General features: G+C 71.4%; 18 protein-coding genes. 6 read left to right on the top strand and 12 right to left on the bottom strand.

Annotated elements, in window-relative coordinates:
* Positions 1–116: 116 nt before the first annotated feature.
* Entirely contained in the window at positions 117–1,643 is a 1,527-nt protein-coding gene (locus tag MUE36_13730; protein ID MCU0311992.1) for a bifunctional glycosyltransferase/class I SAM-dependent methyltransferase, read from the top strand.
* Here the strand turns inward: MUE36_13730 and MUE36_13725 are convergent.
* Complete coding sequence (locus MUE36_13725) at positions 1,558–3,567, bottom strand: hypothetical protein (protein ID MCU0311991.1); 2,010 nt, start codon at positions 3,565–3,567, stop codon at positions 1,558–1,560. The genes MUE36_13730 and MUE36_13725 overlap by 86 nt on opposite strands.
* Positions 3,568–3,772: 205 nt before the next feature.
* On the opposite strand from MUE36_13725, the gene MUE36_13720 reads away from it, so the two are divergent.
* Both MUE36_13720 and MUE36_13715 read left to right on the top strand, forming a co-directional pair.
* Entirely contained in the window at positions 3,773–5,386 is a 1,614-nt protein-coding gene (locus MUE36_13720; GenBank protein ID MCU0311990.1) for a DUF2142 domain-containing protein, read from the top strand.
* Positions 5,387–5,470: 84 nt separating this feature from the next.
* The gene (locus tag MUE36_13715) at positions 5,471–7,522 is read left to right on the top strand and encodes an acyltransferase (protein MCU0311989.1); all 2,052 of its coding nucleotides are present in this window, start codon (positions 5,471–5,473) and stop codon (positions 7,520–7,522) included.
* On the opposite strand, the gene MUE36_13710 is transcribed toward MUE36_13715, so the two are convergent.
* The 5 genes from MUE36_13710 to MUE36_13690 form a co-directional block, all read right to left on the bottom strand.
* Positions 7,429–8,877 (bottom strand): glycosyltransferase family 39 protein, encoded by a 1,449-nt coding sequence (locus MUE36_13710; protein ID MCU0311988.1) that lies wholly within the window; start codon positions 8,875–8,877, stop codon positions 7,429–7,431. The genes MUE36_13715 and MUE36_13710 overlap by 94 nt on opposite strands.
* 44 nt (positions 8,878–8,921) lie before the next feature.
* Complete coding sequence (locus MUE36_13705) at positions 8,922–11,036, bottom strand: acyltransferase (GenBank protein ID MCU0311987.1); 2,115 nt, start codon at positions 11,034–11,036, stop codon at positions 8,922–8,924.
* Between the two features lie 169 nt (positions 11,037–11,205).
* The gene (locus MUE36_13700; protein MCU0311986.1) at positions 11,206–12,192 is read right to left on the bottom strand and encodes an LPXTG cell wall anchor domain-containing protein; all 987 of its coding nucleotides are present in this window, start codon (positions 12,190–12,192) and stop codon (positions 11,206–11,208) included.
* A 75-nt stretch (positions 12,193–12,267) separates the two neighbouring features.
* Positions 12,268–13,743 (bottom strand): hypothetical protein, encoded by a 1,476-nt coding sequence (locus tag MUE36_13695; GenBank protein ID MCU0311985.1) that lies wholly within the window; start codon positions 13,741–13,743, stop codon positions 12,268–12,270.
* A 232-nt stretch (positions 13,744–13,975) separates the two neighbouring features.
* On the bottom strand, positions 13,976–16,465 hold the full coding sequence (locus tag MUE36_13690) for an AAA family ATPase (GenBank protein MCU0311984.1): 2,490 nt from the start codon (positions 16,463–16,465) through the stop codon (positions 13,976–13,978).
* Between the two features lie 166 nt (positions 16,466–16,631).
* Between MUE36_13690 and egtB the strand changes: the two genes are divergently transcribed.
* Positions 16,632–17,885, top strand: coding sequence for an ergothioneine biosynthesis protein EgtB (gene egtB / locus MUE36_13685; protein ID MCU0311983.1), 1,254 nt, complete (start codon positions 16,632–16,634; stop codon positions 17,883–17,885).
* Positions 17,878–18,870 (top strand): L-histidine N(alpha)-methyltransferase, encoded by a 993-nt coding sequence (egtD, locus tag MUE36_13680; protein ID MCU0311982.1) that lies wholly within the window; start codon positions 17,878–17,880, stop codon positions 18,868–18,870. Before egtB ends, egtD begins: the two co-directional genes overlap by 8 nt.
* Here egtD and MUE36_13675 read toward each other — a convergent pair whose 3' ends face one another.
* The 4 genes from MUE36_13675 to dnaK all read right to left on the bottom strand — a co-directional run bounded on the left by MUE36_13675 (position 18,871) and on the right by dnaK (position 22,881).
* Complete coding sequence (locus tag MUE36_13675) at positions 18,871–19,281, bottom strand: MerR family transcriptional regulator (GenBank protein ID MCU0311981.1); 411 nt, start codon at positions 19,279–19,281, stop codon at positions 18,871–18,873.
* Between the two features lie 2 nt (positions 19,282–19,283).
* Complete coding sequence (gene dnaJ, locus MUE36_13670; GenBank protein MCU0311980.1) at positions 19,284–20,420, bottom strand: molecular chaperone DnaJ; 1,137 nt, start codon at positions 20,418–20,420, stop codon at positions 19,284–19,286.
* A 65-nt stretch (positions 20,421–20,485) separates the two neighbouring features.
* The gene (locus MUE36_13665; GenBank protein ID MCU0311979.1) at positions 20,486–21,043 is read right to left on the bottom strand and encodes a nucleotide exchange factor GrpE; all 558 of its coding nucleotides are present in this window, start codon (positions 21,041–21,043) and stop codon (positions 20,486–20,488) included.
* The gene (gene dnaK, locus MUE36_13660; protein MCU0311978.1) at positions 21,040–22,881 is read right to left on the bottom strand and encodes a molecular chaperone DnaK; all 1,842 of its coding nucleotides are present in this window, start codon (positions 22,879–22,881) and stop codon (positions 21,040–21,042) included. Before dnaK ends, MUE36_13665 begins: the two co-directional genes overlap by 4 nt.
* Positions 22,882–23,124: 243 nt before the next feature.
* Between dnaK and MUE36_13655 the strand changes: the two genes are divergently transcribed.
* On the top strand, positions 23,125–23,883 hold the full coding sequence (locus MUE36_13655) for a phosphoglyceromutase (protein MCU0311977.1): 759 nt from the start codon (positions 23,125–23,127) through the stop codon (positions 23,881–23,883).
* Positions 23,884–23,993: 110 nt separating this feature from the next.
* On the opposite strand, the gene MUE36_13650 is transcribed toward MUE36_13655, so the two are convergent.
* Together MUE36_13650 and MUE36_13645 are read right to left on the bottom strand one after the other, a co-directional pair.
* Entirely contained in the window at positions 23,994–24,335 is a 342-nt protein-coding gene (locus MUE36_13650) for a P-II family nitrogen regulator (protein MCU0311976.1), read from the bottom strand.
* A 9-nt stretch (positions 24,336–24,344) separates the two neighbouring features.
* The gene (locus tag MUE36_13645) at positions 24,345–25,787 is read right to left on the bottom strand and encodes an ammonium transporter (protein ID MCU0311975.1); all 1,443 of its coding nucleotides are present in this window, start codon (positions 25,785–25,787) and stop codon (positions 24,345–24,347) included.
* Position 25,788 lies beyond the last annotated feature (1 nt).

Here is a 25,788-nt window from a genome sequence, read left to right as displayed (position 1 = left end):
TTCCCCGCCGCGGCGAACAGATAACCTTAGCGCTGCGTGGGGTTCTGCCGGCTCGAGCCGGCGACGCGACCCGGATCGCACCCGCAGGTCACGTCCGATCTGCCGAAAGGACTGCCGTGGACCCCGAGCACCAAGCCCACCCCCGCATCGGCATCCTGATCGTCGCCTACAACACGGCGGCCACGCTCGCCGGGGTGCTCGACCGCATCCCCTCCGACATCGCCGGGTTGTCGGCCGTGCTGGTGAGTGACAACCACTCCGAGGACGACACCTACGACGTGGGTGTGGCCTACTCGAACCGATACCCCGAACTCCCCATCACCGTGGTCCGCCAGTCCCGCAACCTCGGGTACGGCGGCAACCAGAAGGTGGGGTACCGCTGGGCCATCGACCAGGGCCTCGACATCGTGGTCATGGTCCACGGCGACGGCCAGTACGCACCCGAGCTGCTCCCCGCGATGGTGGCTCCGCTCCTCGCCGACGATGCCGACGTGGTCATGGGGTCCCGCATGCTCACCGCCGGCGGGGCCCGGGCCGGCGGCATGCCTCTCTACAAGTTCGTCGGCAATCGCATCCTGACCCGCTACCAGAACGCCGTCAGCGGCCTCGACCTGTCGGAGTGGCACTCCGGGTATCGCGCGTTCTCGGTCAAGGCCCTGGCGCGCATCCCCTTCGAGCGCAACAGCGACCTCTACGACTTCGACACCGAGGTGCTGCTCCAGTTCGCCGCCAGCGGAGCCCGCATCACCGAGATCCCCATCCCCACCTACTACGGCGACGAGATCTGCTACGTGAACGGCTTGGGCTACGCGCGCGACGTGGCCCTCGACGTCACCCGTGCGCGGCTGGCCCGCATCGGCTTCGGGACCCCCGACCCGGGCACCATCGAGGAGCACTACGAGTGGCGGCCGGTCCCGGACTCCAGCCACTTCCACCTCACCGAGCTGGTCACCCGACGCACCCCCGGCCGCATCCTCGATCTCGGCTGCGGCGACGGCCAGCTGGCCGAGCTGGCCGCGCAACGGGGTCACGACGTCACGGCCATCGACCCCCATCCGCCGGCGGTGGGCGAGCACGACGGTGTCCACTACCTCGTCGCCGACCTCGACGGCGGCCTGCCCAAGGAGCTGCGCGACGGGCCGCCCTTCGGCGTCGTGGTCGCCGCCAACGTGCTCGAACACGTCCGCCGTCCCGACAACCTCCTCACCGAGCTGGCCGACGTCACCACTCCCGATGTCGAGCTCATCGTGTGCATTCCGAACTTCGCCCACTGGTACCCGCGGGTGCGGGTGGCCAGCGGCCGCTTCGACTACGACCGGCGGGGCATCCTCGACAGCCAGCACGTGCGCTTCTTCACCCGGCGCAGCCTGCTGAAGATGGCCGCCCGCTCGGGTTGGCGTTGCGAGACGGTCGTGCCGGTCGGGCTGCCCTTCGAGGTCGTCGAGCGTGGTGGTCGACCCGGTCTGGCCGGACGCCTTCGGCAGTCGGTGGGTCGTGTCGACCGCTGGCTGTGCAGGACGTGGCCGAACCTCTTCGCCTTCCAGTTCGTCGCGGTGTTCAGCCGGTGGGAGGCAGGCGAGCCGCTAGCGCGTCACACAGCGGTGCAGGTCCCGGACCGGGACTCCATCCCGGGCCCGGGCTGAGGCCTTCGGTCGCGACGTAGAAGAGCGAGAGCGGTTCGTCCGACCCGGTGCGAACGATGAGCTGGGTCGTCGCCGGATCGGCGATCACGTCGACGAGGTCGATCCCACCCACGTCGACGGGGTCGGACCGGACCACGACCGGGTCGGCGCCGGTGCGTCCGTCGTACACGAAGACGACCTGCCTCTCGCCCGCCGGCTCGGCGACGACCCGCCACTCGTCGCCCTCGGCCACCACCACCGATCGCTCGCCGAGGTCGGACCTGACGGAGTCCTCGGGGGTCAGGACCAACCGTCGGCCTCCGTCGGCCTCCCACTCGACGGCGTACCACCGCAGCCCGTCGGCCACGTACAGCCCGGCACAGTCGCCGACGATGGCCACGGTCCCGTCATCCGGAGCGGGGAGTTCGTCGACGACCGCGACCACCGACCCCGGGGCACCGTCGGTGAGCAGCGCATCGATCCGGTACCGCACGTCCAGGAAGGTGAGCCGGTCACCGTCGGACGGGACCACGTACAGGTAACGAGCCTGTACCGCCAGCGCCACCTGCCCGAGGGCCCCCACCACGGCCAGGACGACGAGGAGCGTGCCGACCAGGCGTCGCCACGCCACCGACGTCGAGTCGGCCCAGCGCACGAGCGCCCAGAGCCCCGGGGCGCCGGCCACGACGAGGACGGGGACGAGATCGACGAGGTAACGGTGCGCCACGAACCCGATGGTGAAGATGCCGGCGGTCGCCACCACCGACGCGGCGAACAGGACCCGCCAGCCCTGGGTGCGATCGTGGCGCACGATCCACCAGACCCCGATCAGCGCCAGCAGGCAGGCGACGGGGGCGGCCAACCAGATGGAGCTCGCACGATCGATGGTGTCGAACGTGGCTCGCCCCAACACGGTCGCCCGCCCGTTCCACTCGACGAACGGGAAGAGACGCTGCACGTCCATGCTGAGCGAGAAGGGGGAGAGGTAGTGCCACAGCGTGGTCGGGGCGTAGGAGACGCCGAACAGGTTCCCCCCGTTGGCGGCCAGCGCGGCTTGGCGGGCGGCGTCCACCGCGCTGTAGCGCTGAGCGCCGAACGGCACCGTGGCGAGCTGACCGAAACGGAGGAAGTTGACGATCACATAGGACGCGACCACCACGGCGCCCCCTGCGACGCCGGGGAGGGCCACGCGCCACTGCCGGCGGACCAGGAGCACGAGGACGAACAGACCCAGCGCGAGGAGCGGCGCCAGTCCCGAGGTGGGTCGACATGCCAGGGCGAAGGCCGCGACCGCGACCGCGCCGAGCAGGCGCCTCGTCGTCGGCGCGGACCACCACCCGAGGAGAAGATCGAGCCCGACGAGGGCGGCAGCCGCGCCCCAGAGCGCGGCCTCGTGGTACACGACTCCCCGAGACGCCAGGAAGAGGACGGGGGTGGCGAGTGCCGCCCCCGCCGCGAACACCCCGACGGCGACCGGCCGTTCACGGTCGGGGCCGCCCGCCCGTCGGGCGCGCTGGGCCAGCCGGCCCGCCGCGGTGCCGAGCACGGCGACCGCCACGAGCATGCTGAGGACCGTGAGCCGACCGTCGGCGGCGTCGGTCACCGCCGCGACGGGAAGGCGGAGCAGCGCCGGCCCGACCCCGAAGTAGAGATAGGTGCGCCCGTCGACGTCGAACCCCTCGATGAGCGCCACGTCGGCCGGCACGTCGAGACGCCCCGAGAGCAGGGCATGGGCCTGCGCGTCGTAGAAGTCGGCGGTGAAGGGCCCTGCGTCGAACAGCCGCCAGGGCTGTCCGGACGTCGCCAGCAACCAGAACAACCCGACAGCGACAGCCGTGCCGAGCCACGCCGCCCGCCGCTCACGGGAGGACCGAAGGGCGGTGCCCGAGGCACGTCCAACGGGTTCGACCAGGCCCGGTTCGGCCAGGCCCACAGCGTCGTCCACGATCCGGACGCTAGTGCTCCGTCCGGGGACGTCCGCGGTTCGATCGGCTGGACCAGGGTCGTCCGGTGCTCGGGACGCAGGGCGCCGCTGGGGGTGGCGGCCGGCGCGGTCACCGGACCGGTCGACTCCTGTGACCGTGGACGACCACCGGACCGCCCCGGGAGACTGGTACCGTTGATGTGCCGATCGGCACGTCGACGCACACATGCCCACCCGAACTCCCCGCCGCCATCCGCCCTCCGCCGGCACGGTGGGGCTGGTGGCCGCCGCGCTCTTCGCGTTGCTCGGCGTGGTGTGGGCGATGTCGTCTCCCCTCATGGGCGGACCCGACGAACCCGACCAGACGGTGAAGGCCGTCGCCGTCGCCCGGGGCGAGTGGCGCGGCGAGGACATCCAACGCACCTCCGACTACGAGCTGCGCACGTCCTGGATCGACACGGTGGTGACGGTGCCCGCGGGGTATGCCGACCTGAACGAGCTCAACGCCTGCTTCGTGTTCCAGCCCGACACGCCCTCCGGGTGCGCCCCTCAGCCGGTCGACGACCAGACCCTCGTCGACGCCATCACCTACGTCGGCACCTACCCACCCACCTACTACGTGCTCGTGGGCTGGCCGTCCCGGTTCCTCCCCGCACCGCAGGGCATCTGGGCGATGCGTCTGGCCAGCGTGGCGGCCTCGGCCGCCATGGTCGGCCTCGCCGCAGCCGCGTGTCGGCGAATGGGGCGCTCCGGCTTGCTCGGCGCCGGCGTCCTGGTGGCACTGACCCCGGTGACCGTGCACCTCGCGTCGGTCATCAACCCGAACGGGTTCGAGATCACCGCGGCGATCGCCGTGTGGGCGACGGCGTTCGTGGTGGTGACCGGACGAAGCGACCCCGAGGCGGATCCGCGGTCCCCCTCGGGACCGCGCACCGCCGACCTGGCGCGGCTGGCCGTCGCCTTCGTCCTGCTCGCGGGCACCCGGGCGCTGTCACCGGCCATCGCCGTCGGCATCCTGGCCACCGTGGCCCTCGCCGGCCTCCACCGCGACACCCTCGGGAGCCTCGCTCGGCGCACCGATGCCCGCATCACCGCGGCAACGATGGCCGTCGGTGCGATCGCCGCCGGCGGTTGGGTGCTGTGGTCGAAGGCCTACGACAGCGTGGCCGGGGCGCCGGCCGTCGGGATCACCCTCGGTTCGGCCCTGAGGGAGTCGTGGAGCCGGTTGCCGCACCGGCTCCACGAGATGTTCGGGTACTTCGGCTGGCTCGAGGTCCCGGCGCCCCGTGCGCTGCTGGTGCTGTGGACCGCCCTCATCCTCGTCCTGGTCGTCGGCGCTCTCGCGGTCGGCACGTGGCGCCACCGAGGCGTGCTCCTCGCCCTCGTCGCCCTCGCCGTCGCCATCCACGTGGTCCCGGAGGCGTTGTCGGCGTCCCGGCAGGGGTTCATCGGCCAGGGGCGCTACGCCCTACCGGTCGCGGTGGGCGTGCCGATCCTGGCGGCGTGGATCGTGGCCGTCCGCGCCCGCAGCGGGCAAACGGGGTGGCGTCGAACGGCGGTGGCCGTCGCAGTGGCCTGGGCGCTCGGTCAGTCGATCGGTCTGGCCGCCCTCCTGCGTCGACACGTCGTGGGCATCGAGAACGACCTGTTCGCGTTCGTGGGCGGCACCGGGTGGGAACCACCGTTGCCGCCGGTTCTGCTCTGGCTCCTCGGGGCCGTGACCGCCGTCGCCTTCGGCGCCTGGGTCGTGGTCTCGGCACGCACCGAGGACCCGACGGGCGACGACACGATCACGCCGCCCTCCGACAGCTTCGTCACGACGGGAGCACCCGGTGAGTGAGCCGGCGGGCGCCACCACGGCCCCCTGCGACGACCGGACCGGGTCCCCCGGGCTCCCCGTCCGATCGCACTGGACACGGTCATCGTGACGACCGCGATCCCCGTCGCCGGCGGGCCCTCGGACCTACCGGCGACGCCGCCCCCGGCCGGTCCCACCTCGTCGTCGCCCGCCGGTCCCGCGCTGCTCCCGTCGACGCGGGAACGGATTCCTGCCCTCGACGGCCTCCGGGCCGTGGCCGTCGCACTCGTCGTGGTGTACCACGTCGCCCCCGCGGCGATGCCGGCCGGCTTCCTCGGCGTGAGCCTGTTCTTCACGCTGTCGGGCTTCCTCATCACCCGCCTCCTGCTCGACGAGCACCTCCGCACCGGGTCCCTCGCCCTGCGACGGTTCTGGTCGCGCCGCTACCGCCGGCTGACCCCGGCGGCGCTGCTCACGCTCGGTGTGGTGACGGCGGTGTGGATGTCGGCGAGCTGGATGACCGCCGCCATCGGCGGCGACGTGGTGGCGTCGTTGGCCCAGGTCGCCAACTGGCGCTTCCTGTTCACGGGCACCACCTACGGGGCGGCCACCGAGGCGTCGCCCGTCCTGCACTTCTGGTCGCTCGCCATCGAGGAGCAGTTCTACCTCGCCTATCCCCTCATCGTCTGGGTGGCGCTGCGCCGGACGAGCCACCCGCGCCGGACGCTCGGCATCCTGCTCACCGCCCTGCTCGCCGCCAGCCTCGCCTACACCGTCTGGGCCGGGAGCGAGCCGCTGACCGTCTACTTCTCGACCTTCTCCCGGGCGGGGGAGGTGATCGTGGGGGCGCTGCTCGCCGTCGTGACCCTCGGGCTGCGCCGCCCGTCCCGGGGCTGGGTGCTCGGCCTCGTCGGTGCGCTGGCCCTGGCCGCCTTCGTGGCCCTGAGCGCCACCACCCGTCTGACGGACCCGATCTGGGCCCACGGCGGCCTCACCGCGGTGGCCCTGCTGTCGGCGGCGGCCGTGGTGGGCGCCACGCAACCCGGGCTCCTCGGCCGACCGCTCGCGCTCCGACCGCTCGTGCGGATCGGCGAGCTCAGCTACGGGATCTACCTCTTCCACTGGCCGATCCTCGTGGGGCTGCGCACCACCGAGCTGGGCTCGTGGGTGATCGGTGTCGTCACCGTCACGGCCTCGGTGGTCCTCGCCGAGCTGTCGCTGCGCCTGCTCGAGAACCCCGTGCGGTTGGGGTCCTGGAACCGGGTCCGGCTGGTGGCGGTGGCGTTGCCGCTGACCGCGATCGTCGGCAGTCTCGCCCTCTGGAGCGGCTCGCGCTCTTCGACGCCCACCTTCGACTTCAGCGGTGAACGGGGGATCGAGGACCTCACCGCGGCCGACCTCGCCCCGCCCGGCGAGCCCTCCGGCGTCCCGACAGACCCGATTCCGACGACCCCCACCGGACCGGTGGCGATCTCGCTCTTCGGCGACTCGACGGCCTGGCAGCTACGCCTGGCCCTCACCGGCGCCGACCCCCGCATCGACGTCCGCCCGGGATGGTCGGACATCGGCTGCACGCTCACGAGGGGTGGCCCCGTCCGAGGCCTGTACGACACCGACCAGGGCTACCCCCAGTCGACCGAGCGCTGCGACTGGACGGAACGCTGGCCGGCCACGGTGGCCGCCGTCGGCACCGAGGTCGCGATCGTCTACGGCGGGGTGTGGGACACGGTGCCCCGTCAGAACGGCTTCCTCTGGGACGGGTGGCGGACCGTCGAGGACCCGATCGTGGCCGCTCACGTGAGATCCGAGATGGTGGCCCTCACCGACGCACTGCACGCCGCCGGAGCCCGTCAGGTGGTGTGGCTCACCCTCGCCCCGAACCTCGAGGTCGACAGCGAGCTGAACCGTCGCCGGGTCAACATCTTCAACCAACTGCTCTCGGAGGCCGCCGGGCAGCGCCCCGACGTGTTGAAGGTGGTCGACATCGCCGGCTGGTTCGCCACGCAACCGCCCGAGCTGCGCCCCGACGGGGTGCACGTCACCGAGGAGACCGGGCGGATGGTGCTCGACCAGTTCCTCGCCGGTCAGCTGCTGACGATCGCCGGTCGCGATCCGGCCCCGTCGGCTCCGTCGCCGGTGGCCACCGTCCCGGTGCCCGCCGACCCGCCACCGTCCTGAGGATCGCCGTCGGAGGCCCGGAACCGGCCCCACAGGGCGGGCAGGCCGCTGAGCACGAGGGCGGCGGGCAGGATCATGAGGGTCACGGCCGGGACCCCGAAGCGGGGGTTGCCGAAGAACGGCCAGGCCGCCACGGACAGTCCGACGACGGCGAGGAGGACGACGATCCGGCGCGGATCCGAACGGTCCCAGAGGATCGGGAGCCCGCACAGCCCGAGGGCGATCAGCGCGAACCACACGACGTCGGCCACCCAGTCGACGAGGACGATGGTCGAGTCGTCGAGCCAGAGGTCCTCGCCGTAGGACTGCGCGGCCCATCGGAACTCGTGGCCGTGCTGGAAGGTCGCGGCGGTGCGCAACAGCACGAGCCGGGGTTGAGCGGCGGGGTCGTCCACGATCCAGTCGAGGGCTCGTTCCTGGGTGACCCTCGCCCGAGCCACCTCCGCCACGTCGGCGGGGCCGTCCTGGTCGGGGAGGTCGTCGAAGCAGTAGCCGGACAGCGAGAACGTGCCCCCGGCCTCGGGGTTGTTGCCGATGCAGAGGTTGTCGCCGGTGTTGGTCGACAGGGTCAGGCCCGCGTCGAGGACCACCGCGTTGCGCACCGCCCAGGGGACGAGCACCACCGCCACGACCCCCACCAGCATCCCCGAGAGGGCGAGCGCCCGACGACGCGGGACGGCGAGGAACAGGCCGACGAGGACCGCCACGACGAGCAGGGCCCCGACCGGGCGGACGAGCAGCGCCAGACCGAGGAGGACGGCGGCGCCGGCCAGTCGCGCCCCCGTCGCGCGACGCTCGGCCAGAGGGTGCCACAGCGCGAGTACGAGCGCGGCGACGACGAGGAAGATGAACAGCGGCTCGCTGAGCCCCAACGACGAGTAGCCGATCAGGGTGGGGAAACAGGCCGCCACGACGGCCACGACCGCTGCGATCCGCCAGCCGAGGAGCCGGGCGGCGAGCAGGGCCAGCAGCGCGACGGTGGCGGTGCCGAGCACGACGTTGAACCCGGAGACGAGGCCGATGCGCCACTGGTCGACCCCGACCGAGGAGGCCAACCAGAAGAGAGTGCCCAGGGCCACCGGGTACCCGGGCGGGTAGTAGGCGGTCGGGGCGCCCGTCGCGCCCACGTAGCCCTGGCCGTCGGCGAACCGCTCGGCGAGCAGGATGTACAGGACGGGATCGTTGACCCCCTGGGGTTGGCGGGTGGCCCACACGGCCCAGGCGACACGGAGCACGAAGCCGACGACGACCGCCGCCACGACGACGAGCCGGGCCCGGGCGGATCCGTCGAGCGGCGCCACGACGCGACTCACCCCGCCCGGCCCTGCGTCGTACCCGTCTCGGTGATGTGCCACCGAGCCATCGTGGCACGGTGGGTGGCCTCGGTCGCCGGACCGGTTCAGGACTGGACGAGCACGACCCCGGGGGCGGTGGGCTCACCTCTGACGAGGGCGAGGAGGTGCGGGCCGAGCCAGTCGCCCATCGGTCGGCTCGAGGCGGTGGTCCAGTGGATGCCGTCTGGGCGCTCGGCCAGGTCGAGCTCGCCCTGGGGGCGCTGGGCCATGTACCCCGCGAGGTCGACGACGGCCGAGCGCGGCCGGGTGGCGGCCGCCTCGACGAGGATCGCGTTGAGCCGGGCCATCCGGGCCGGGTCGGACTCCGGGAACGGCCCGAGGAGCTGCTCGGTGACCCCTACCTGGACGCTCGGGTGGGTCAGCAGCACGACCATGGAGCCCTGGCTCTGGAGCACGTCGATGGCCTGGGTGATCTCACGGCGCATGAACTGGTCGTACACGGGGTCGCCGAGGGATCGCCACTGGTCGTCGCCGGGGATCTTGCGGTCGACGACGTCCCAGAGCCCGGACATCAGCACCACCATGTGGGGCCGAAGGCGGGCGAGGTCCTCGATCCAGGAGTAGCCCATCGCGTCGCAGATGGGCGAGGTGGGGTACTCGACGTCGAGGTGCCGGTAAGAGCCGCCTCGACCCGTCCCGCAGCCCAGTTTGCCGGCGTTCCAGACCAGGCCCTCGCCGGTGGTCTGTGACCAGTTGGCGACTCCCTCGCCGAGCGTGAACATCGCCGAGTCACCGACGAGGAGGAAGCGGGGCTTCTCGCCCGGGCGCAGGGCGGGCATCGGGGGGAGCTCCGGGGCGGGTGGGGTCTCGAACGCCGAGAGGTCCGGGGGCGCGGTGATGGGAACGGTGGCGACCACGGCCTCGGCGGCGACGAAGTCCGGGACCTCCGGCTGCTCGGAGGCGGTGAAGGAGATGAGGTCATCGGCCGGGGGAGGTGTCGCGATCCTGACGATGCCGAGCACCAGCACCGCCACGGCCACCGGGACCACGACGAGCGGTTGGACGCCGGTGATCCGCCGCCCCGAACGGATGGGCTCCTCGACGAGGTGGTAGGACGCCACGGCGGCGGCGAGGGTGACCACCATGCGCAACCCGAACAGCGGCCACTCGGACAGACCGGTGCGCAGCGGCGTGAGCCACAGGAAGATCGGCCAGTGGTACAGGTAGATCCCGTAGGAGTAGCGGCCGAGCCAGCGCAGCACCGGGGTCGAGAAGGCCGCTCGAACCGGACCGGGCTGGAGCAGGGCGACGATGATCACCGCAGTCAGCAGGGCGTGCGCGGCGAGTCCGCCCCGGTAGAGCCACAGGTCGGTCTGGAGCGCGACGTGCCAGAGCCAGACGCACGCCGCGAGCGCGGCGATCCCCCCGGCGGTGACGAGGTGGCGGGCATGGGCGCGCTCGACGGAGCGCTGCACCGAGGGCCGCAGCAGGGCGATGGCCAGGAGGGCGCCGACCAGCAGCTCGGCCGCTCGGGAGAAGGTGTTGTAGTAGGCGGTGTCGATGTTGCCGCTCGCCAGCACCGCCGAGTACGCCACCGATGCGGTGGCCGCGACCGCCAGCACCACGGCGAGCACCCGTCGGGACCCTCGGGCCAGCGCCAGGAGCCCGGCGACGACGAGCGGGAAGAACAGGTAGAACTGCTCCTCGATGGCGAGGGACCAGAAGTGCAGCACCGGCGACGGGGCGACGAACAGGTCGGCGTAGGACGAGCCATCGGCGATGAAGCGCCAATTGGCCACGTAGAGCAGGGCGGCCAGCATGTCGCCGCGGAGGTCCACGAGCTGCGCCGGAGTGGCCACCGTGGCGGCGAAGACGAGCACCCCGGCCAGGCACAGCAGCGACGCCGGCATGAGGCGGCGGAAGCGGCGGGCCCAGAACCGCTTGAGACCGATGGCCCCCGCGCGGGCCCGTTCGGAGAGCAACAGGGTGGTGATCAGGAAGCCGGAGAGGGTGAAGAAGGTGGACACCCCCAGGAAGCCGCCCGAGGCCCAGGAGAAGCCGCCGTGGAAGAGCAGCACCGCGGCGACGGCGAGACCGCGCAGCCCTTCCAGCCCGGGCTGGAAGGCGAACCTCGGCGGCGCGGCGACCGGCGGGGGTTCCTCGCTGCGCCGGACCGGGTGATCGATGCCGAGCTCGGCGAGTGTGACACCTGACCGCACGCGTCCCAGCGTACTTCGGACCATCCCCAGGTCAGCTTCGCGACACGGCCCGTTCACCCGGAGAGCCTGGGGTCCGCGCGCCGATCCCGGACGCGCCGGAGGGGAGCCGCACGGGCTCCCCTCCGGTCACGGTTCGGTCACGGCCGGGGCACCCCCGACCGTGTCGGGGCTAGGCCCGTCGCCGGGCGAAGGCCACCAGTCCGATCCCGGCGAGGGCGAGGCCCAGGCCGAGCAGCACGGTCCGCATCACCTCACCGCCGGTGTAGGGCAGCGCCCCGGCCGGGGTCACCACCGCGGCGGGGGGCTGGGCCTGGGTGACGCCGAGGACCTCGGGCCCGGGCGGCACATCGGGCGGCGGAGCGTCGCAGTCACGGGTGATCGTCTCCGTGATCGCCACCTCCCCGTCGACCGAGACCGAGATGGAGAGCGTCTCGCCCTCCTCGGCAGGCACGAACACCGGGACGACGCCGCCGAAGGCGGGGATCGTCACGGTCTCCACGACCGAGCCGTTCTTCAGCACCGACATCTCGACCTCGGTGTCGCCACCGTTGTTGAGGATCACGTCGAAGCCGCCCTCGGCGCACTCGATCTCGGCGATCGGCGTGCACGCCACCGTGAGCTCCTGGTCGAAGGAGATCTCGGCCGCCGGGGTGAACCCGGCGTCCTGGGCCAGGAACGCACTCGTGACCGTTGCGGGATCGATCACGCTGACCCCGATGGTGTAGCTGCCGTCGGGCACGTTCGGGAAGACGACGTTCACCGTCTCGCCCGGGTCGACCGTGTAGTCGGCGACCTCACCCCCGACGGGGGCGGTCACCCGGAACGTGATGGGCAGGTTCTTGCCGGGGACGCCGTCGTTGCCGAGCACGAGGACGACGTCGCCACCGAGTCCGGTGCACTCCACGAACCCGTCGACCTCGGGCACCCCGGGATCGTCGCACTCCACCTCGAAGGTGAAGCTGTCGATCTCGACACCGTCGGCGGTCACGGTGTAGGTGACCTCACCGTCGGCGACCCCGGTGAAGACGACCTGGGCCGAGCTACCGGCGGCCACCGAGACGGTGGTCGGCGTCGTCGCCGTGCCCGGGCCCGACACCACGAACTCGACGGGGAGCGCGCTCCCGGCCGGCGAGGTGTTGGACACGGTGATGGTCACGGTGCCGTCGTTGTCGAGGTGATCTCATAGGTCGCCGTACCGTCGGCGACACCGCTGAACACCAGCGTCGTCGAGTCACCGGCGGCCACGCTCACCGTCGTCGGACCGTCGGGCGTACCCGGACCCGACACCACGAACTCCACGGCCTTGAAGCCGACCGGGGCGGTGTTCGACAGCTCCAGGGTCACGACACCACCCGTCGCCGAGCACTCCGACGACGCCGACACCGCCGGCACACCGGCGCAGTCGATCTCGAAGGTCTCGTCGGGCAACGCCACGCCGGGTGATCTCATAGGTCGCCGTACCGTCGGCGACACCGCTGAACACCAGCGTCGTCGAGTCACCGGCGGCCACGCTCACCGTCGTCGGACCGTCGGGCGTGCCCGGACCCGACACCACGAACTCCACGGACTTGCCGCCCGCCGGGGCGTCGTTGGACAGCGTCAGGGTCACGACGCCGCCCGTGGTCGAGCACTCGGCCGAACCCTGCACCACGGGAACGCCGTCACACGCCACGACCACGCCGGTGATGGTCTTGTCGATCGGCTCACCGCCGGGGTACGTGACCGAGACCGGAACCTCGTAGGTCCCGTCGGGGACGGCGGTGAAGCTGACCTCGTCCGTCTCGTCCACCGCCACGACGACGGTGCGCACGTCGGTGGGATCGGCCGGGTTGGTGACCTCGAAGGTGGCCGGCAGCGACCCTCCTTCGTTGTCCAGCGTCACGGTGATGGTGCCGCCCTCGTCGGTGCACTCCACCTCCGCCGTGGCGGTCGGATCACCCTCGCAACCCGTGGGGGCGGCGACGGCGAAGTAAGCGCCGATGCCCTGGTTGTTGCCGAACGGCGGGTTGGGCAGCGGGTCGCCGGGTTCGACCTTGTTGTTGCCCGACTTCACCCAGACCGCGGTGATCGGGTTGGCCGGATCGTTGGGGAGCTCGTAGTAGGTGCCGGTGAGGCCCTCGACGCGTTGGGAGGGGTCGTCGCCGCTCTGCCAGATGATGTTGGAGAGGTCCTTGGTGGACCTGATGATGATCTTCTCGCACTCCACCTCGATGGTGATGTCCGGTGTCGGGCAGTCGGTCGGCAGGGTGACCACGGCCCGCCGGGCCTGGGCCACGCCGGCTCCCGTCGGCGGGGTGGCCGTCCCCCACTTGCCCTGCTCCTGGACGAACACCGTGATGGTGGTCTGGTCGGCGGGCATCGGGAAGGTGCCGCCGAACGAGTAGCCGTTGCCGATGTTGAACGCCCCGGTGGCGACCTCGACGTCGCCGGCGGCCGGGGCCACCGGGTTCCCGCTCGGGACTGCGACGTTGCCGACGCGGTACCAGACCCGCACGTTCTGGTTGGTGCGCTCCTGCTGCGTGGGCGTCGAGTCGATCCACGCCTCGGCGGTCCAGGAGACCAGGCCGTCGCAGTCGGCCCCCGCCTCGATCTCGGAGTGGTGGGCGAACGCCGGGGCGGCGAAGCCGATCACGATGGACGCGACGATCGCGAAGACGGCGAAGATCGCCCCGCCTCGCTTCTTCTGCGTCGTGGACAACTGAGCCATGAGCCCTCTCCCGTCGGCGTCGTGCGCACACGGGTGAGCCCCGGGCGCACACTTCGAGTGGTGCGTCGGGGCCGGGTTCGCTCTAGCTCCTCGCCGGCCGAAGCGACCAATGAAGGCCGGCGGATCGTTGCTTCCCCTGTCGTCGCTCTGGAACGACGGAGGTCAAGGTACCACCCTCTGTGGTCGCCGGAAAGGCCGGCTTGCCACCCTTCGTCACAATGAGCCGATCGACCTACCCCGACGAGCCGAGGACCACGGCCCCGTCGTCGTCGACGTCGACCACCACGGTGTCGCCCTCGGCGAAGCTGCCCTCGAGCAGCGCGAGGGCCAGGGCGTCCCCGATCTCTCGCTGGATGACCCGCTTCAACGGCCGCGCCCCGTAGGCGGGATCGAAGCCCTCGGTGGCCAGGGCCGCCTCGGCGGCGGGGGTCACGTCGAGCCCGATGCGCCGCTGTGCCAGTCGACGTCGCAACGACTGGAGCTGGATGCGCACGATGCGGGTGAGGTCGTCCTCGGTCAGCGCCCGGAACCGGACGATGTCGTCGATGCGGTTCACGAACTCCGGCTTGAAGAACTCCCGGGGATCACCGGGCAGGTTGGAGGTCATGATCAGGACCACGTTGGTGAAGTCCACCGTCCGACCCTGGCCGTCGGTGAGACGGCCGTCATCGAGGAGCTGGAGCAACACGTTGAACACGTCGGGATGGGCCTTCTCGATCTCGTCGAGCAGCACCACCGCGTAGGGTCGGCGCCGGACGGCCTCGGTGAGCTGACCGCCTTCGTCGTAGCCCACGTACCCCGGGGGTGCACCGATGAGCCGGCTCACGGAGAACTTCTCCATGTACTCGCTCATGTCGATGCGCACCATCGCCCGCTCGTCGTCGAAGAGGAAGTCGGCGAGCGAACGGGCCAGCTCGGTCTTGCCGACGCCCGTGGGCCCGAGGAACAGGAACGATCCGATCGGACGGTCGGGGTCGGACAGGCCGGCCCGGCTCCGCCGGATGGCGTTCGCGACCGCCACCACCGCCTCGTCCTGGCCGACCACCCGGTCGTGCAGCACGTCCTCGAGGCGAACGAGCTTGGCCATCTCCCCTTCCATGAGCCGGCTCACGGGCACCCCGGTCCACTTGCCGACGACCTCGGCGATGTCCTCCTCGTCGACCTCCTCCTTCAACATCTTCTGGGTCGCCTGGAGCTCGTCGAGGGCCGCCGACGCGAGCGCCACCTGGCGCTCGACCTCGGGGAGCTGGCCGTAGCGGATCTCGGCCGCCTTCTCGAGATCCACTTCGCGCTCGAGCTCGAGGCGCTTGGTCTCGAGCTGCTCCTTCAGCCCGCGGATCCGGTCGATGGCGTCGCGCTCGGACTGCCAGTGGGCCTTCATGCCCGTGATCTGCTCCTCGAGGTTGGCCAGCTCGCCGTCGAGCGTCGCGAGGCGGTCGGCGGAGGCCTGGTCGGTCTCCTTGGCCAGGGCCACCCGCTCGATCTCGAGTTGACGGATGCGGCGCTCGACCACGTCGATCTCGGTGGGCATCGAATCGATCTCGATGCGCAGCTTGGAGGCCGCCTCGTCGACGAGGTCGATGGCCTTGTCGGGCAGGAAGCGCCCGGTGAGGTAGCGATCGGAGAGCACCGCCGCGGCCACGAGGGCGGCGTCCTGGATGCGCACACCGTGGTGCACCTCGTAGCGCTCCTTCAGACCACGCAGGATGGCGATCGTGTCCTCGACGGAGGGCTGGTCGACGAAGACCTGCTGGAAGCGCCGCTCCAGGGCGGGGTCCTTCTCGATGTGCTTGCGGAACTCGTCGAGCGTCGTGGCGCCGATCATGCGCAGCTGGCCCCGGGCCAGCAGGGGCTTGAGCATGTTGCCGGCGTCCATGGAGCCCTCCGCGGCACCGGCGCCGACCACGGTGTGCATCTCGTCGATGAAGGTCACCACCTCGCCCTCGGCATCGGTGATCTCCTTCAGGACCGCCTTGAGGCGCTCCTCGAACTCGCCCCGGTACTTGGCGCCGGCGACCATCGAGCTGAGATCGAGGGAGATGAGCCGCTTGTTGCGCAGGCTCTCGGGCACGTCGCCCTCGACGATGCGGCGGGCCAACCCCTCGACGATCGCCGTCTTGCCCACGCCGGGCTCGCCGATGAGGACGGGGTTGTTCTTCGTGCGACGCGACAGCACCTGGATCACGCGACGGATCTCGTCGTCGCGCCCGATGACCGGGTCGATCTTGCCCTCACGAGCGGCCTCGGTGAGGTCGAGGCCGTACTTCTCGAGCGCCTGGTACTGGTCCTCGGGGTTCTGGCTGGTGACCCGGTGGCTGCCCCGCACCTCGGCGAGTGCGGCCAGGAGGGTCTCGCGGTCGACGCCGACGAGGTCGGCGAGCGCGACGAGGAGGTGCTCGGTTGACAGGTACTCGTCGGTGAGCTCTCGGCGGAACTCGTCGGCGCGGTCGATGAGTGCGGTGAGCTCGCGACCCACCCGGGACTCGCCGCCGTAGGCGCTCGGGAGCTTGGCCAGGTCCTCCTCGAGCCGCTGCTTGAGCTGCGCCGGCGCCACGCCCACCTTCTGCAGCACCGGGAGCACGACGCCCTCCTCCTGGCCGAGCAGGGCCAGGAGGAGATGGGTCGGCGTCACCTCGGGGTTGCTGGCCGACCGCGCCGCGGCGATGGCCGTGTTGACGGCGTCCTGGGTCTTCAGCGTCCAGCGGTTGGGGTCCAGCGCCATGCGTCGGCTCGCTCCTGGCTCGGGGAACGGCACAGGCTCCCCGTCGAGGTGCCCAAACCCGTTCGTTCAAGAAAGTTGATGGCTAGTGTATCAAGTTCTGGAGGTGGCAACACCTGGCCGGGTCGGTAGCTTGTCGGCCGACGCCGAGCGCCGCGGGGGTCCCATCATGCGCACCGAGCAGGACCACCAGCTCCCCCCGGTCCGCGTCGACCCCGACGTCTATCGCAGGGTCCGCGGCCACACCGAGGCGCTGGCCGCACCACTCGGCCCCGAGGACCAGGTCGTGCAGTCGATGCCCGACGCCAGCCCCACGAAGTGGCACCGGGCCCACACCACCTGGTTCTTCGAGACGTTCCTGCTGGCCCCGAACCTCGCCGGCCACACCCCGGTCGACCCGTCCTACGCCTACCTGTTCAACAGCTACTACGAGGCCGCCGGCCCCCGCCACGCGCGGCCCCGGCGAGGCCTCATCACCCGGCCGACCGTCGACGAGGTCGCCGACTACCGGCGACGCGTCGACGACGCCATGCAGGCGCTGCTCGAGGGCCTCGACCGTCTCGGGCCCGGCGTCGCCGAGCTGGTGGACCTCGGCCTGCACCACGAGCAGCAGCACCAGGAGTTGCTGTTGATGGACGCCAAGCACCTCCTCGCCCAGAACCCGTTCCGACCGGCGTACCGCGCCGACCCCGAGCCCCGGCGGTGGGATCCCTCCCCGCTCGGATGGATCGAGCACCCCGGGGGCACGGTCGAGGTCGGCGCGGCGGCAAACGGGTTCTCGTTCGACAACGAGGGGCCGCGCCACACCGTGCACCTCGAGCCCTTCCGCATCGCCGATCGCCTCGTCACCTGCGGCGAGTGGGCGGAGTTCGTCGACGACGGCGGCTACCGCCGCGCCGAGCTCTGGCTGTCCGACGGGTGGGCGACGGTCGCCGCGGAGGAGTGGACCGCCCCCCTCTACTGGGACCTCGACCCGCCGACGGTGTTCGCGCTCACCGGCGCCCGTCCGCTCGACCCCCACGAGCCGGTCACCCACGTCAGCTACTACGAGGCCGACGCCTACGCGCGCTGGGCCGGTGCCCGTCTCCCCACCGAGTTCGAGTGGGAGGCCGCCTTCGACGACGTCGCCCCTCCCCCGCGGGCCACGTCCGACCTGCACCCGCGCCCCGACCGGGACGACCCGATGGCCCTCTACTCGGCCGGGTGGCAGTGGACGGCCAGCGCCTACGCCGCCTACCCGCGCTTCCGGGTCGCCGACGGCGCGGTCGGCGAGTACAACGGGAAGTTCATGGTGAACCAGCACGTCCTCCGGGGGGGCGCCTGCGTGACGCCCGGCGGCCATGCACGCGCCACGTACCGCAACTTCTATCCCCCGCCCTCGCGCTGGCCGTTCACCAGCGTGCGCCTGGCTCACGATGCCTGAGCCCGGCCAGCTGGTCATCGACGTCCACCTGGACCCGGCCGACTGGGCCAACCAGCTCGCCGAGCAGACGAGAGCGGGCCTCCGCCGGTGCCCGCCCACCATCCCTCCGGTGTGGTTCTACGACGATGCGGGGTCGGTGCTGTTCGACGAGATCACCCGCCTCGACGAGTACTACCCAACTCGCGCCGAGCGCACCATCCTCGAGGAGACGGCCGCCGAGATCGCGAGGCGCACCGCCGCCGAGACGCTCATCGAGCTCGGGTCCGGCACCTCGGAGAAGACCCAGCTGCTGCTCGACGCCTTCACCGCGCACGGCACCCTGTCGACGTTCGTCCCGTTCGACTGCAGCGAAGGGGTGCTGCGGTCCTCGGCCGAAGCCACCGCCGGTGCCCGCCCGGGCCTCCGGGTCCACCCGGTGGTCGGCGACTTCCACCGGCACCTCGGCGAGCTGCCCACCGGCGGCCGACGCCTGATCGCCTTCCTCGGGTCGACCGTCGGGAACCTCACACCCGACGAGCGCACCCGTTTCTACGCCGACGTCGAGGCGACCCTGACCCCCGGCGACGCGTTCCTCCTCGGCACCGACCTGGTGAAGGACCCGGCACGGCTCGAATCCGCCTACGACGACGCCGCCGGGGTCACCGCGGCGTTCAACCTCAACGCCCTCCACGTCCTCAACCGGGAGCTCGGCGCCGACTTCGACCCGGAGGGGTTCACCCACCGCGCCTGCTGGGACGACCGGAACCGCTGGATCGAGATGCGCCTCGTGGCGACCGAAGCCCAGCGGGTCGTGGTCGGAGGGCTCGACGACCTCGAGGTGGCGTTCGCGCCGGGCGAGTGGCTGCGCACCGAGATCAGCGCCAAGTTCACGACGCAACAGGTGACCGCCGAGCTCGACCGGGCCGGGCTGGTGGTGGACGAACAGTGGCTCGACCCCGCCGGGGACTTCGCCCTGACCCTCGCCCATCCTGCGGGCCAGGCCTGATCAGTCGCGCTCGAACAGGCGACGACCCTCGCCGAACCGGGCCAGGGACTGGCGGACCGGCACGAGGTCGCGCCGGTACTGCTTGTGGGTGCGCTCGACGGCCCGATCGGCCTCCGCCAGGGTCCGGTCGAGCTCGGCGCGGAGCCGCTCGAGCTCGCGCTCGAGCTCGAGGACCCGCTTGACGCCCGCCAGGTTGAGACCGGTGTCGGTGAGGTCCTGGATGCGGCGCAGCAGGCGGATGTCCTCGTCGCTGTAGCGGCGGCTCCCACCCTCGGTGCGCGCCGGCGCCACCAGGCCCTTGCGTTCGTAGATGCGCAGTGTCTGCGGGTGGACGCCGGTCATCTCGGCGGCGACGGAGATGACGTAGACGGCACGGGAGGGCCGCTCGGACGGGAGGCGTGCGTCGCTCATCGTCAGACTCCGAGGTGGGTCCGGGGCGAGTCGGGGAAGGCGTCGGCCAGGGCCTCGACGGCGTGGCGCTGCTCGTCGTTGAGGGCGGTCGGCACCGCCACCTGGACGGTGACGAGAAGGTCCCCGACGTGCTTCTTGGTGGCCACCCCCCGGCCCTTCACCCTCAGCACCTTGCCCGACGGGGTGCCCTCGGGGAGCTTCAGGGTGACCGTGGAGCCGTCGAGCGTCGGAACCGTGAGTCGACTGCCGAGCACGGCCTCCGCCAGGGTGACGGGTGCGACGAGAGTGAGGTTGTCGCCGTCGCGCCCGAACAGCGGGTCCGGGTCGACATGGACGAGGACGAACAGGTCGCCGGCCGGGCCACCGTGACGACCGGCGCCCCCTCGTCCCTTCAGCCTGATGCGCTGGCCGTCGTCGACGCCGGCGGGGATGCGGACCTTGACCTCACGAGCGCGTCGTTCGACCCCGCTGCCCCGACAGGCGTCGCAGGGGTCGACCACCACCGTGCCGCTGCCCCCGCACACCGCGCACGGCGTGGAGAACGAAAAGAGGCCCTGGTTGTCGTCGAGCACGCCGCGACCGTGGCACGCGCTGCACTCGCTCGGCATCGTGCCCGGGCGGGCGCCGGTGCCGTGGCAGGTGGAGCAGGCCGCGTCGGACGTGAGGTGGAGCGACGTGGTGACCCCGACGACGGCCTCTCGGAAGGGCAGATGCAGCTCGGCCTCGAGGTCGGCGCCGCGCTGGGGACCGGGGCCTCGCGAGCCTGCCGGGCCCCGCCCTCGGCGGCCGAAGAGCCCGCCGAGGAGGTCGCCCAGGTCGCCGGCGTCGAAGGTCGCCCCGCCCGGGCCGCCGAAGCCGCCGGGCGGGAAGCCGCCGCCCCCACCGGGGAAGCCGCCCATGGGCCCGAGCTTGCGGGCCTCGTCGTACTCCTTGCGCTTGGTCTCGTCGCCGACGACCTCGTAGGCCGCGGAGACCTCCTTGAAGCGGTCCTCGGCCGCCGTGTCGCCGGGGTTGGCGTCGGGATGCAGCTCGCGGGCCAGCTTCCGGTAGGCCCGGGTGATCTCCTTCGCCGTCGCCGTCTCCGACACGCCGAGCACCTTGTAGTAGTCCTTCTCGAACCACTCACGCTGCGGGGCCACAGTGCATCACCGTCGTCCCTTCCCGTCGCCGACGGCGACGTCGTGATCGGCCCGGGCGCCCGGGATCATCCTCGTACCTTGACCATCGCCGGGCGCAGGACCCGACCCTTCCAGGCGTAGCCGGTCCGCAGGACCTCGACGACGACGGACTCACCTCCGTCGCCGGCCTCGTGGAGCACGGCGTCGTGCTGGTTGGGATCGAACGGCGTCCCCTCCGGGGCCATCCGCTCGAGCCCGTCGCGCTCGAGGACCTCGACGAGCATCTTGGCGATCGGTTCCACGTCGGCGGCGCCGTGGCCGATCGCCGCGTCGCAGGCGTCGAGCACCACGAGCAGCTTGTCGACCAACGCGGTGGCGGCCCGTTCCCGGACCTCGGCCTCCTCGCGGGCCGCCCGCTTGCGGAAGTTGTCGAACTCGGCCTTGAGGCGCAGGAGCGTGTCGCGGTACTCGTCACGCTCGGCGGCCAGCGCCTCGGGGTCGACCAGGTCGCCGGACCCGTCGTCGCCATCGGCCGGGTCGGCGTCGAACCCGCCCTCGGCCACCGCCGCGGCCTCGAGGAGCTCGTCGTCGACGACGTCGGAGGCGGCGGGATCGGCACCCGCCGCCTCGTCGGCCGCGCTCACTTGCCCTCGTCGTCGACGATCTCGGCGTCCACGACGTCGTCGTCGTTCGGCGCCGAGCCCGACGAGGAACCAGCCGACCCGCCGGCCGCGGACTCCTCGGCGGCGGCCTGCTGGTAGAGCTTCTGGGTGAACTCCTGGCTGGCCGTCATGAGCGCCTCGGTCGAGGTCTTGATGGCCTCGAGGTCGGACCCGGCGACGGCCGTCTTGAGGTCGGCGAGCTTGGTCTCCACGTTGGCCCGCTCCTCGGCGGAGATCTTGTCGCCCTGGTCCTTCAGGAGCTTCTCGGTCTGGTACACGAGGGTGTCCGCGGAGTTGCGCACGTCGGCCTCCTCGCGGCGCTGACGGTCCTCCTCGGCGTGCGCCTCGGCGTCCTTCACCATCTGGTCGATGGCGTCCTTGGAGAGCGACGACTGACCGGTGATGGTCATCGACTGCTCCTTGTTGGTCGCACGGTCCTTGGCGGAGACGTGCACGATGCCGTTGGCGTCGATGTCGAACGTGACCTCGATCTGCGGGACGCCCCGGGGGGCAGGCGGCAGGTCGACGAGCTGGAACTTGCCGAGCGTCTTGTTGTAGTTGGCCATCTCGCGCTCGCCCTGGAGCACGTGGATCTCGACCGACGGCTGGTTGTCCTCGGCCGTGGTGAAGACCTCGGTGCGACGGGTGGGGATGGTGGTGTTGCGCTCGATGAGCCGGGTCATGACGCTGCCCTTGGTCTCGATGCCGAGCGAGAGGGGGGTGACGTCGAGGAGCAGCACGTCCTTGACCTCGCCCTTGAGCACGCCGGCCTGGACGGCGGCGCCGACGGCGACGACCTCGTCGGGGTTGACGCCCTTGTGCGGCTCGTTGCCGGTCATCTCCTTGACCAGGTCGACGACCGCGGGCATGCGGGTGGAGCCGCCGACGAGCACGACGTGCTCGATGTCGCCCTGGGTGAGCCCGGCGTCCTTGATGGCCTGCTCGAAGGGGCCCTTGCAGCGCTCGAGGAGGTCGGCCGTGAGCTCCTGGAACTTGGCCCGGGTGAGCTGCTCGTCGAGGTGGAGCGGGCCGTCCTGGGTGGCGGTGATGAACGGCAGGTTGATCTGGGTCTGCTGGACCTGGGACAGCTCGACCTTGGCCTTCTCGGCGGCCTCCTTGAGGCGCTGCACGGCCATGTTGTCCTTGGAGAGGTCGACGCCGTGGGCGGTCTTGAAGCTGTCGACGAGCCAGTCGATGACGCGCTGGTCCCAGTCGTCGCCGCCGAGGTGGGTGTCACCGTGGGTGGACTTCACCTCGAAGACCCCGTCACCGATCTCGAGCACGGACACGTCGAAGGTGCCACCGCCGAGGTCGAACACGAGGATCGTCTGGTCGGCGGCGTCCTTGTCGAGCCCGTAGGCCAGGGCGGCCGCGGTCGGCTCGTTGATGATGCGCAGCACCTCGAGGCCGGCGATCTGGCCGGCCTCCTTGGTGGCGGTGCGCTGGGCGTCGTCGAAGTACGCCGGGACGGTGATCACCGCCTGGGTGACGGTGTCACCGAGGTAGGCCTCGGCGTCGCGCTTGAGCTTCATCAGCGTGCGCGCCGAGATCTCCTGGGAGGTGTAGTCCTTGCCGTCCACGTCGAGCTTCCACGACGTGCCCATGTGGCGCTTCACCGATCGGATGGTGCGATCGGGGTTGGTGATCGCCTGGCGCTTGGCCACCTCGCCGACGAGGACCTCGCCGTTCTTGGCGAAGGCGACGACCGAGGGGGTGGTGCGGCTCCCCTCGGCGTTGGGGATGACGACGGGGTCGCCACCCTCGAGGACGGCGACGACCGAGTTGGTGGTACCGAGGTCGATACCGACTGCCTTGGGCATTTCGTGCTCCTGTGATCGGGCGGGGGTAGGGGGACTGGTGCGGTCGTTCCGGGGGTCCGGGTAGAGCCCACACGAGACCACCAGGAAAGTTGAGTGCCACCGTACCAACTTCATCCGGCGCTCCCTCATTCCCCGTCCCACCGTTTCCGTCTCGCCCTGTTCCGCCGGTGCCGCCGACCGACGACCTGCACGACGACGAGCGAGGCGCCGAGCGCCGGGGCGGCCCTGAGGCAGACTGGCGCCATGACCACGCGACTCGTCCTCCTGCGCCACGGCCAGAGCACCTGGAACCTGGAGAACCTCTTCACCGGTTGGTACGACGCCGACCTCACCGAGCAGGGCCGGGCCGAAGCGGTGGCCGCCGGGCCGGCCATGGCCGAGGCGGGCGTCCTCCCCGACGTGGTGCACACGTCGCTGCAGGTGCGCGCCATCCGGACCGCCGACCTCGCCCTCGACGCGCTCGACCGGCTCTGGATCCCGGTGCGCCGGTCGTGGCGGCTCAACGAGCGCCACTACGGGGCCCTGCAGGGGATGGACAAGAAGAAGGCCACCGAGGAGCACGGCAAGGACCAGGTGTTCGAGTGGCGGCGCAGCTACGACACGCCCCCGCCGAAGCTCACCCCCGACGACCCCCGCCACCCCCGGTTCGACCCCCGCTACGCCGAGCTGCCGCCCGACGTGCTGCCGGCGTCGGAGTGCCTCGCCGACGTCGTGGCCCGGATGCTCCCCTACTGGTACGACGGCATCGTCGGTGACCTGCGCGCCGGGCGCACCGTGCTCGTCGTGGCCCACGGCAACAGCCTGCGGGCCCTCATCAAGCACCTCGACGGGATCTCCGACGCCGACATCGCCGAGGTCAACCTGCCCACGGGGGTCCCGATCCTCTACGAGATGGGCGACGACATGATGCCCGCCACGCCACGCCCGCTCGTCGAGCGCTACCTCGGCGACGTGGCGGCGGCCGCGGCGGCCGCCGAAGCGGTGGCCCGCCAGGCCGGCTGACCGGACCCGCGCCGACCTCCGCGGCCGACCACCGGGACCACCCGGACGCGGGAGGGGCCCGGTCTCGCGACCGGGCCCCTCCTGTCACTCGGTCGTTCCCGACACCCGGGTCACACGGCGTCGTCCCCGAGCTCGCCGGTGCGGATCCGCGTGAGCGTCCCGACCGGCAGGGTCCAGATCTTCCCGTCGCCGATGTTGCCCGTGTTGGCGGCACCGGTGATCGCCTCGACCGTCGAGGCGACGTCGCCGTCGGCGACGATGGCCTCGAGCTTGATCTTCGGCAGGAAGTCGACGGTGTACTCCGCACCGCGGTAGGTCTCGGTGTGTCCGCCCTGGCGGCCGAAACCCTTCACCTCGGTGATGGTCATCCCCGTCACGCCGGCCGCCTTGAGGGCGTCCTTCACGGAATCGAGGGAATGGGGTCGGATGACTGCGGTGATGATGGTGGCCATGAGGATCTCCTAACCCTTCGTGGAGGCGAGGAGTTCCTCGCCCATGCCGGCCAGGACGTCGTCGGAGTAGCCCGGGGCACCGTGCTCGGTGATGTCGAGCCCCTCGAGCTCCTCGGCGGGGCTGACCCGGAGGATGCCGACGGCCCTGAGGACCCCGAACAGGATGCCGCTGGTCACGGCCACCCACACGATGATGGCGAGCGCCCCGAGGGCCTGATCGCCGAGGAGGCCTGCGCCGCCACCGTCGAAGAGACCGTCGTCGATGGCGAACAGGCCGGTGGCGATGAGGCCCCAGAAGCCGGAGACGGCGTGCACCGACACGGCACCGACCGGGTCGTCCACCTTGAAGACCCGCTCGATGACGAGCACGGCGGGGACCACGATGATGCCGGCGATGAAGCCGGTGACGAGGGCCGGGACCACGTCCATGCTGCCCACACCGGCGCAGATGGCGACGAGACCGGCCAGGAGGCCGTTGCCGGCCATCGAGGTGTCCGGCTTCTTGAGCAGCGCCCAGCCGCTGATGAGGGCGCCGACGGCGCCGGCACAGGCTGCGAACAGCGTGAGCACGGCGATGATCGGGACGCTCATGTCGGCCTGGAGGGCGGAGCCCGGGTTGAACCCGAAGAAGCCGATGAACAGGATCATCACGCCGGTGAGGGCCAGCGGGATCGAGTGGGCGGGGATGGCCCGGGGCTTGCCGTCCGGGCCGAACTTGCCGAGCCGGGGGCCGAGGATGATGGCGCCCATGAGCGCCGCGATCCCACCGGTGAGGTGCACCAGCCCGGAGCCGGCGAAGTCGACGAACCCCCGCTCGGCGAGCCAACCGCCGCCCCACTGCCAGCTCACCACGACCGGGTAGATGAGGCCGGTGATGAGGACCGTGTAGATCAGGTAGGCGATGAACTTCGTCCGCTCGGCGACGGCCCCGGCCACGATCGTGGCGGCGGTGGCGGCGAACGCGGCCTGGAAGAAGAAGTCGGTGGACACGCTGAGCGGGTAGAAGTCCGGCCCGAGGGCGCTGAGGTCCGGCAGGGGGTCCATCAGACCCGGCACGCCCCAGCCGGCGAAGCCGAGGAAGCCACCGCCGTCGCCGCCCGGGTAGGCGAGGCCCCAGCCGACGAGGCCGAAGACCAGCACACCGAGCGCGGCGTCCATGAGGCTCTTCATCATCATGTTCGACGAGTTCTTCGCCCGGGTGAGACCTGCGGCGAGGAGCGCGAAGCCGGCCTGCATGAAGAAGACCAGCACGCCGGCGATGAAGATGAAGATGTTGTCGATGATGACGGTCTGCGCGATGTCGGCGGCCGTCCCGGTGAACCGGTCGGTGAGCTCGACCTCCACGACGGTGACGTCGACGTCGGCACCTCCGTCCTGGGCAAGGGCGGGGAGGGCACCGAGCAGCAGCACCGCTGCCACGAGACCCCCTCCCAGGAGCATCTTCAAACGCATA

The organism is Acidimicrobiales bacterium (assembly GCA_025455885.1).
Classification (GTDB): Bacteria; Actinomycetota; Acidimicrobiia; order Acidimicrobiales; family Acidimicrobilacustridaceae; genus Rhabdothermincola_A.
The sequence above is the reverse complement of the archived record's forward strand: the minus strand, read 5'-3'. Positions and strand labels throughout refer to the sequence as shown.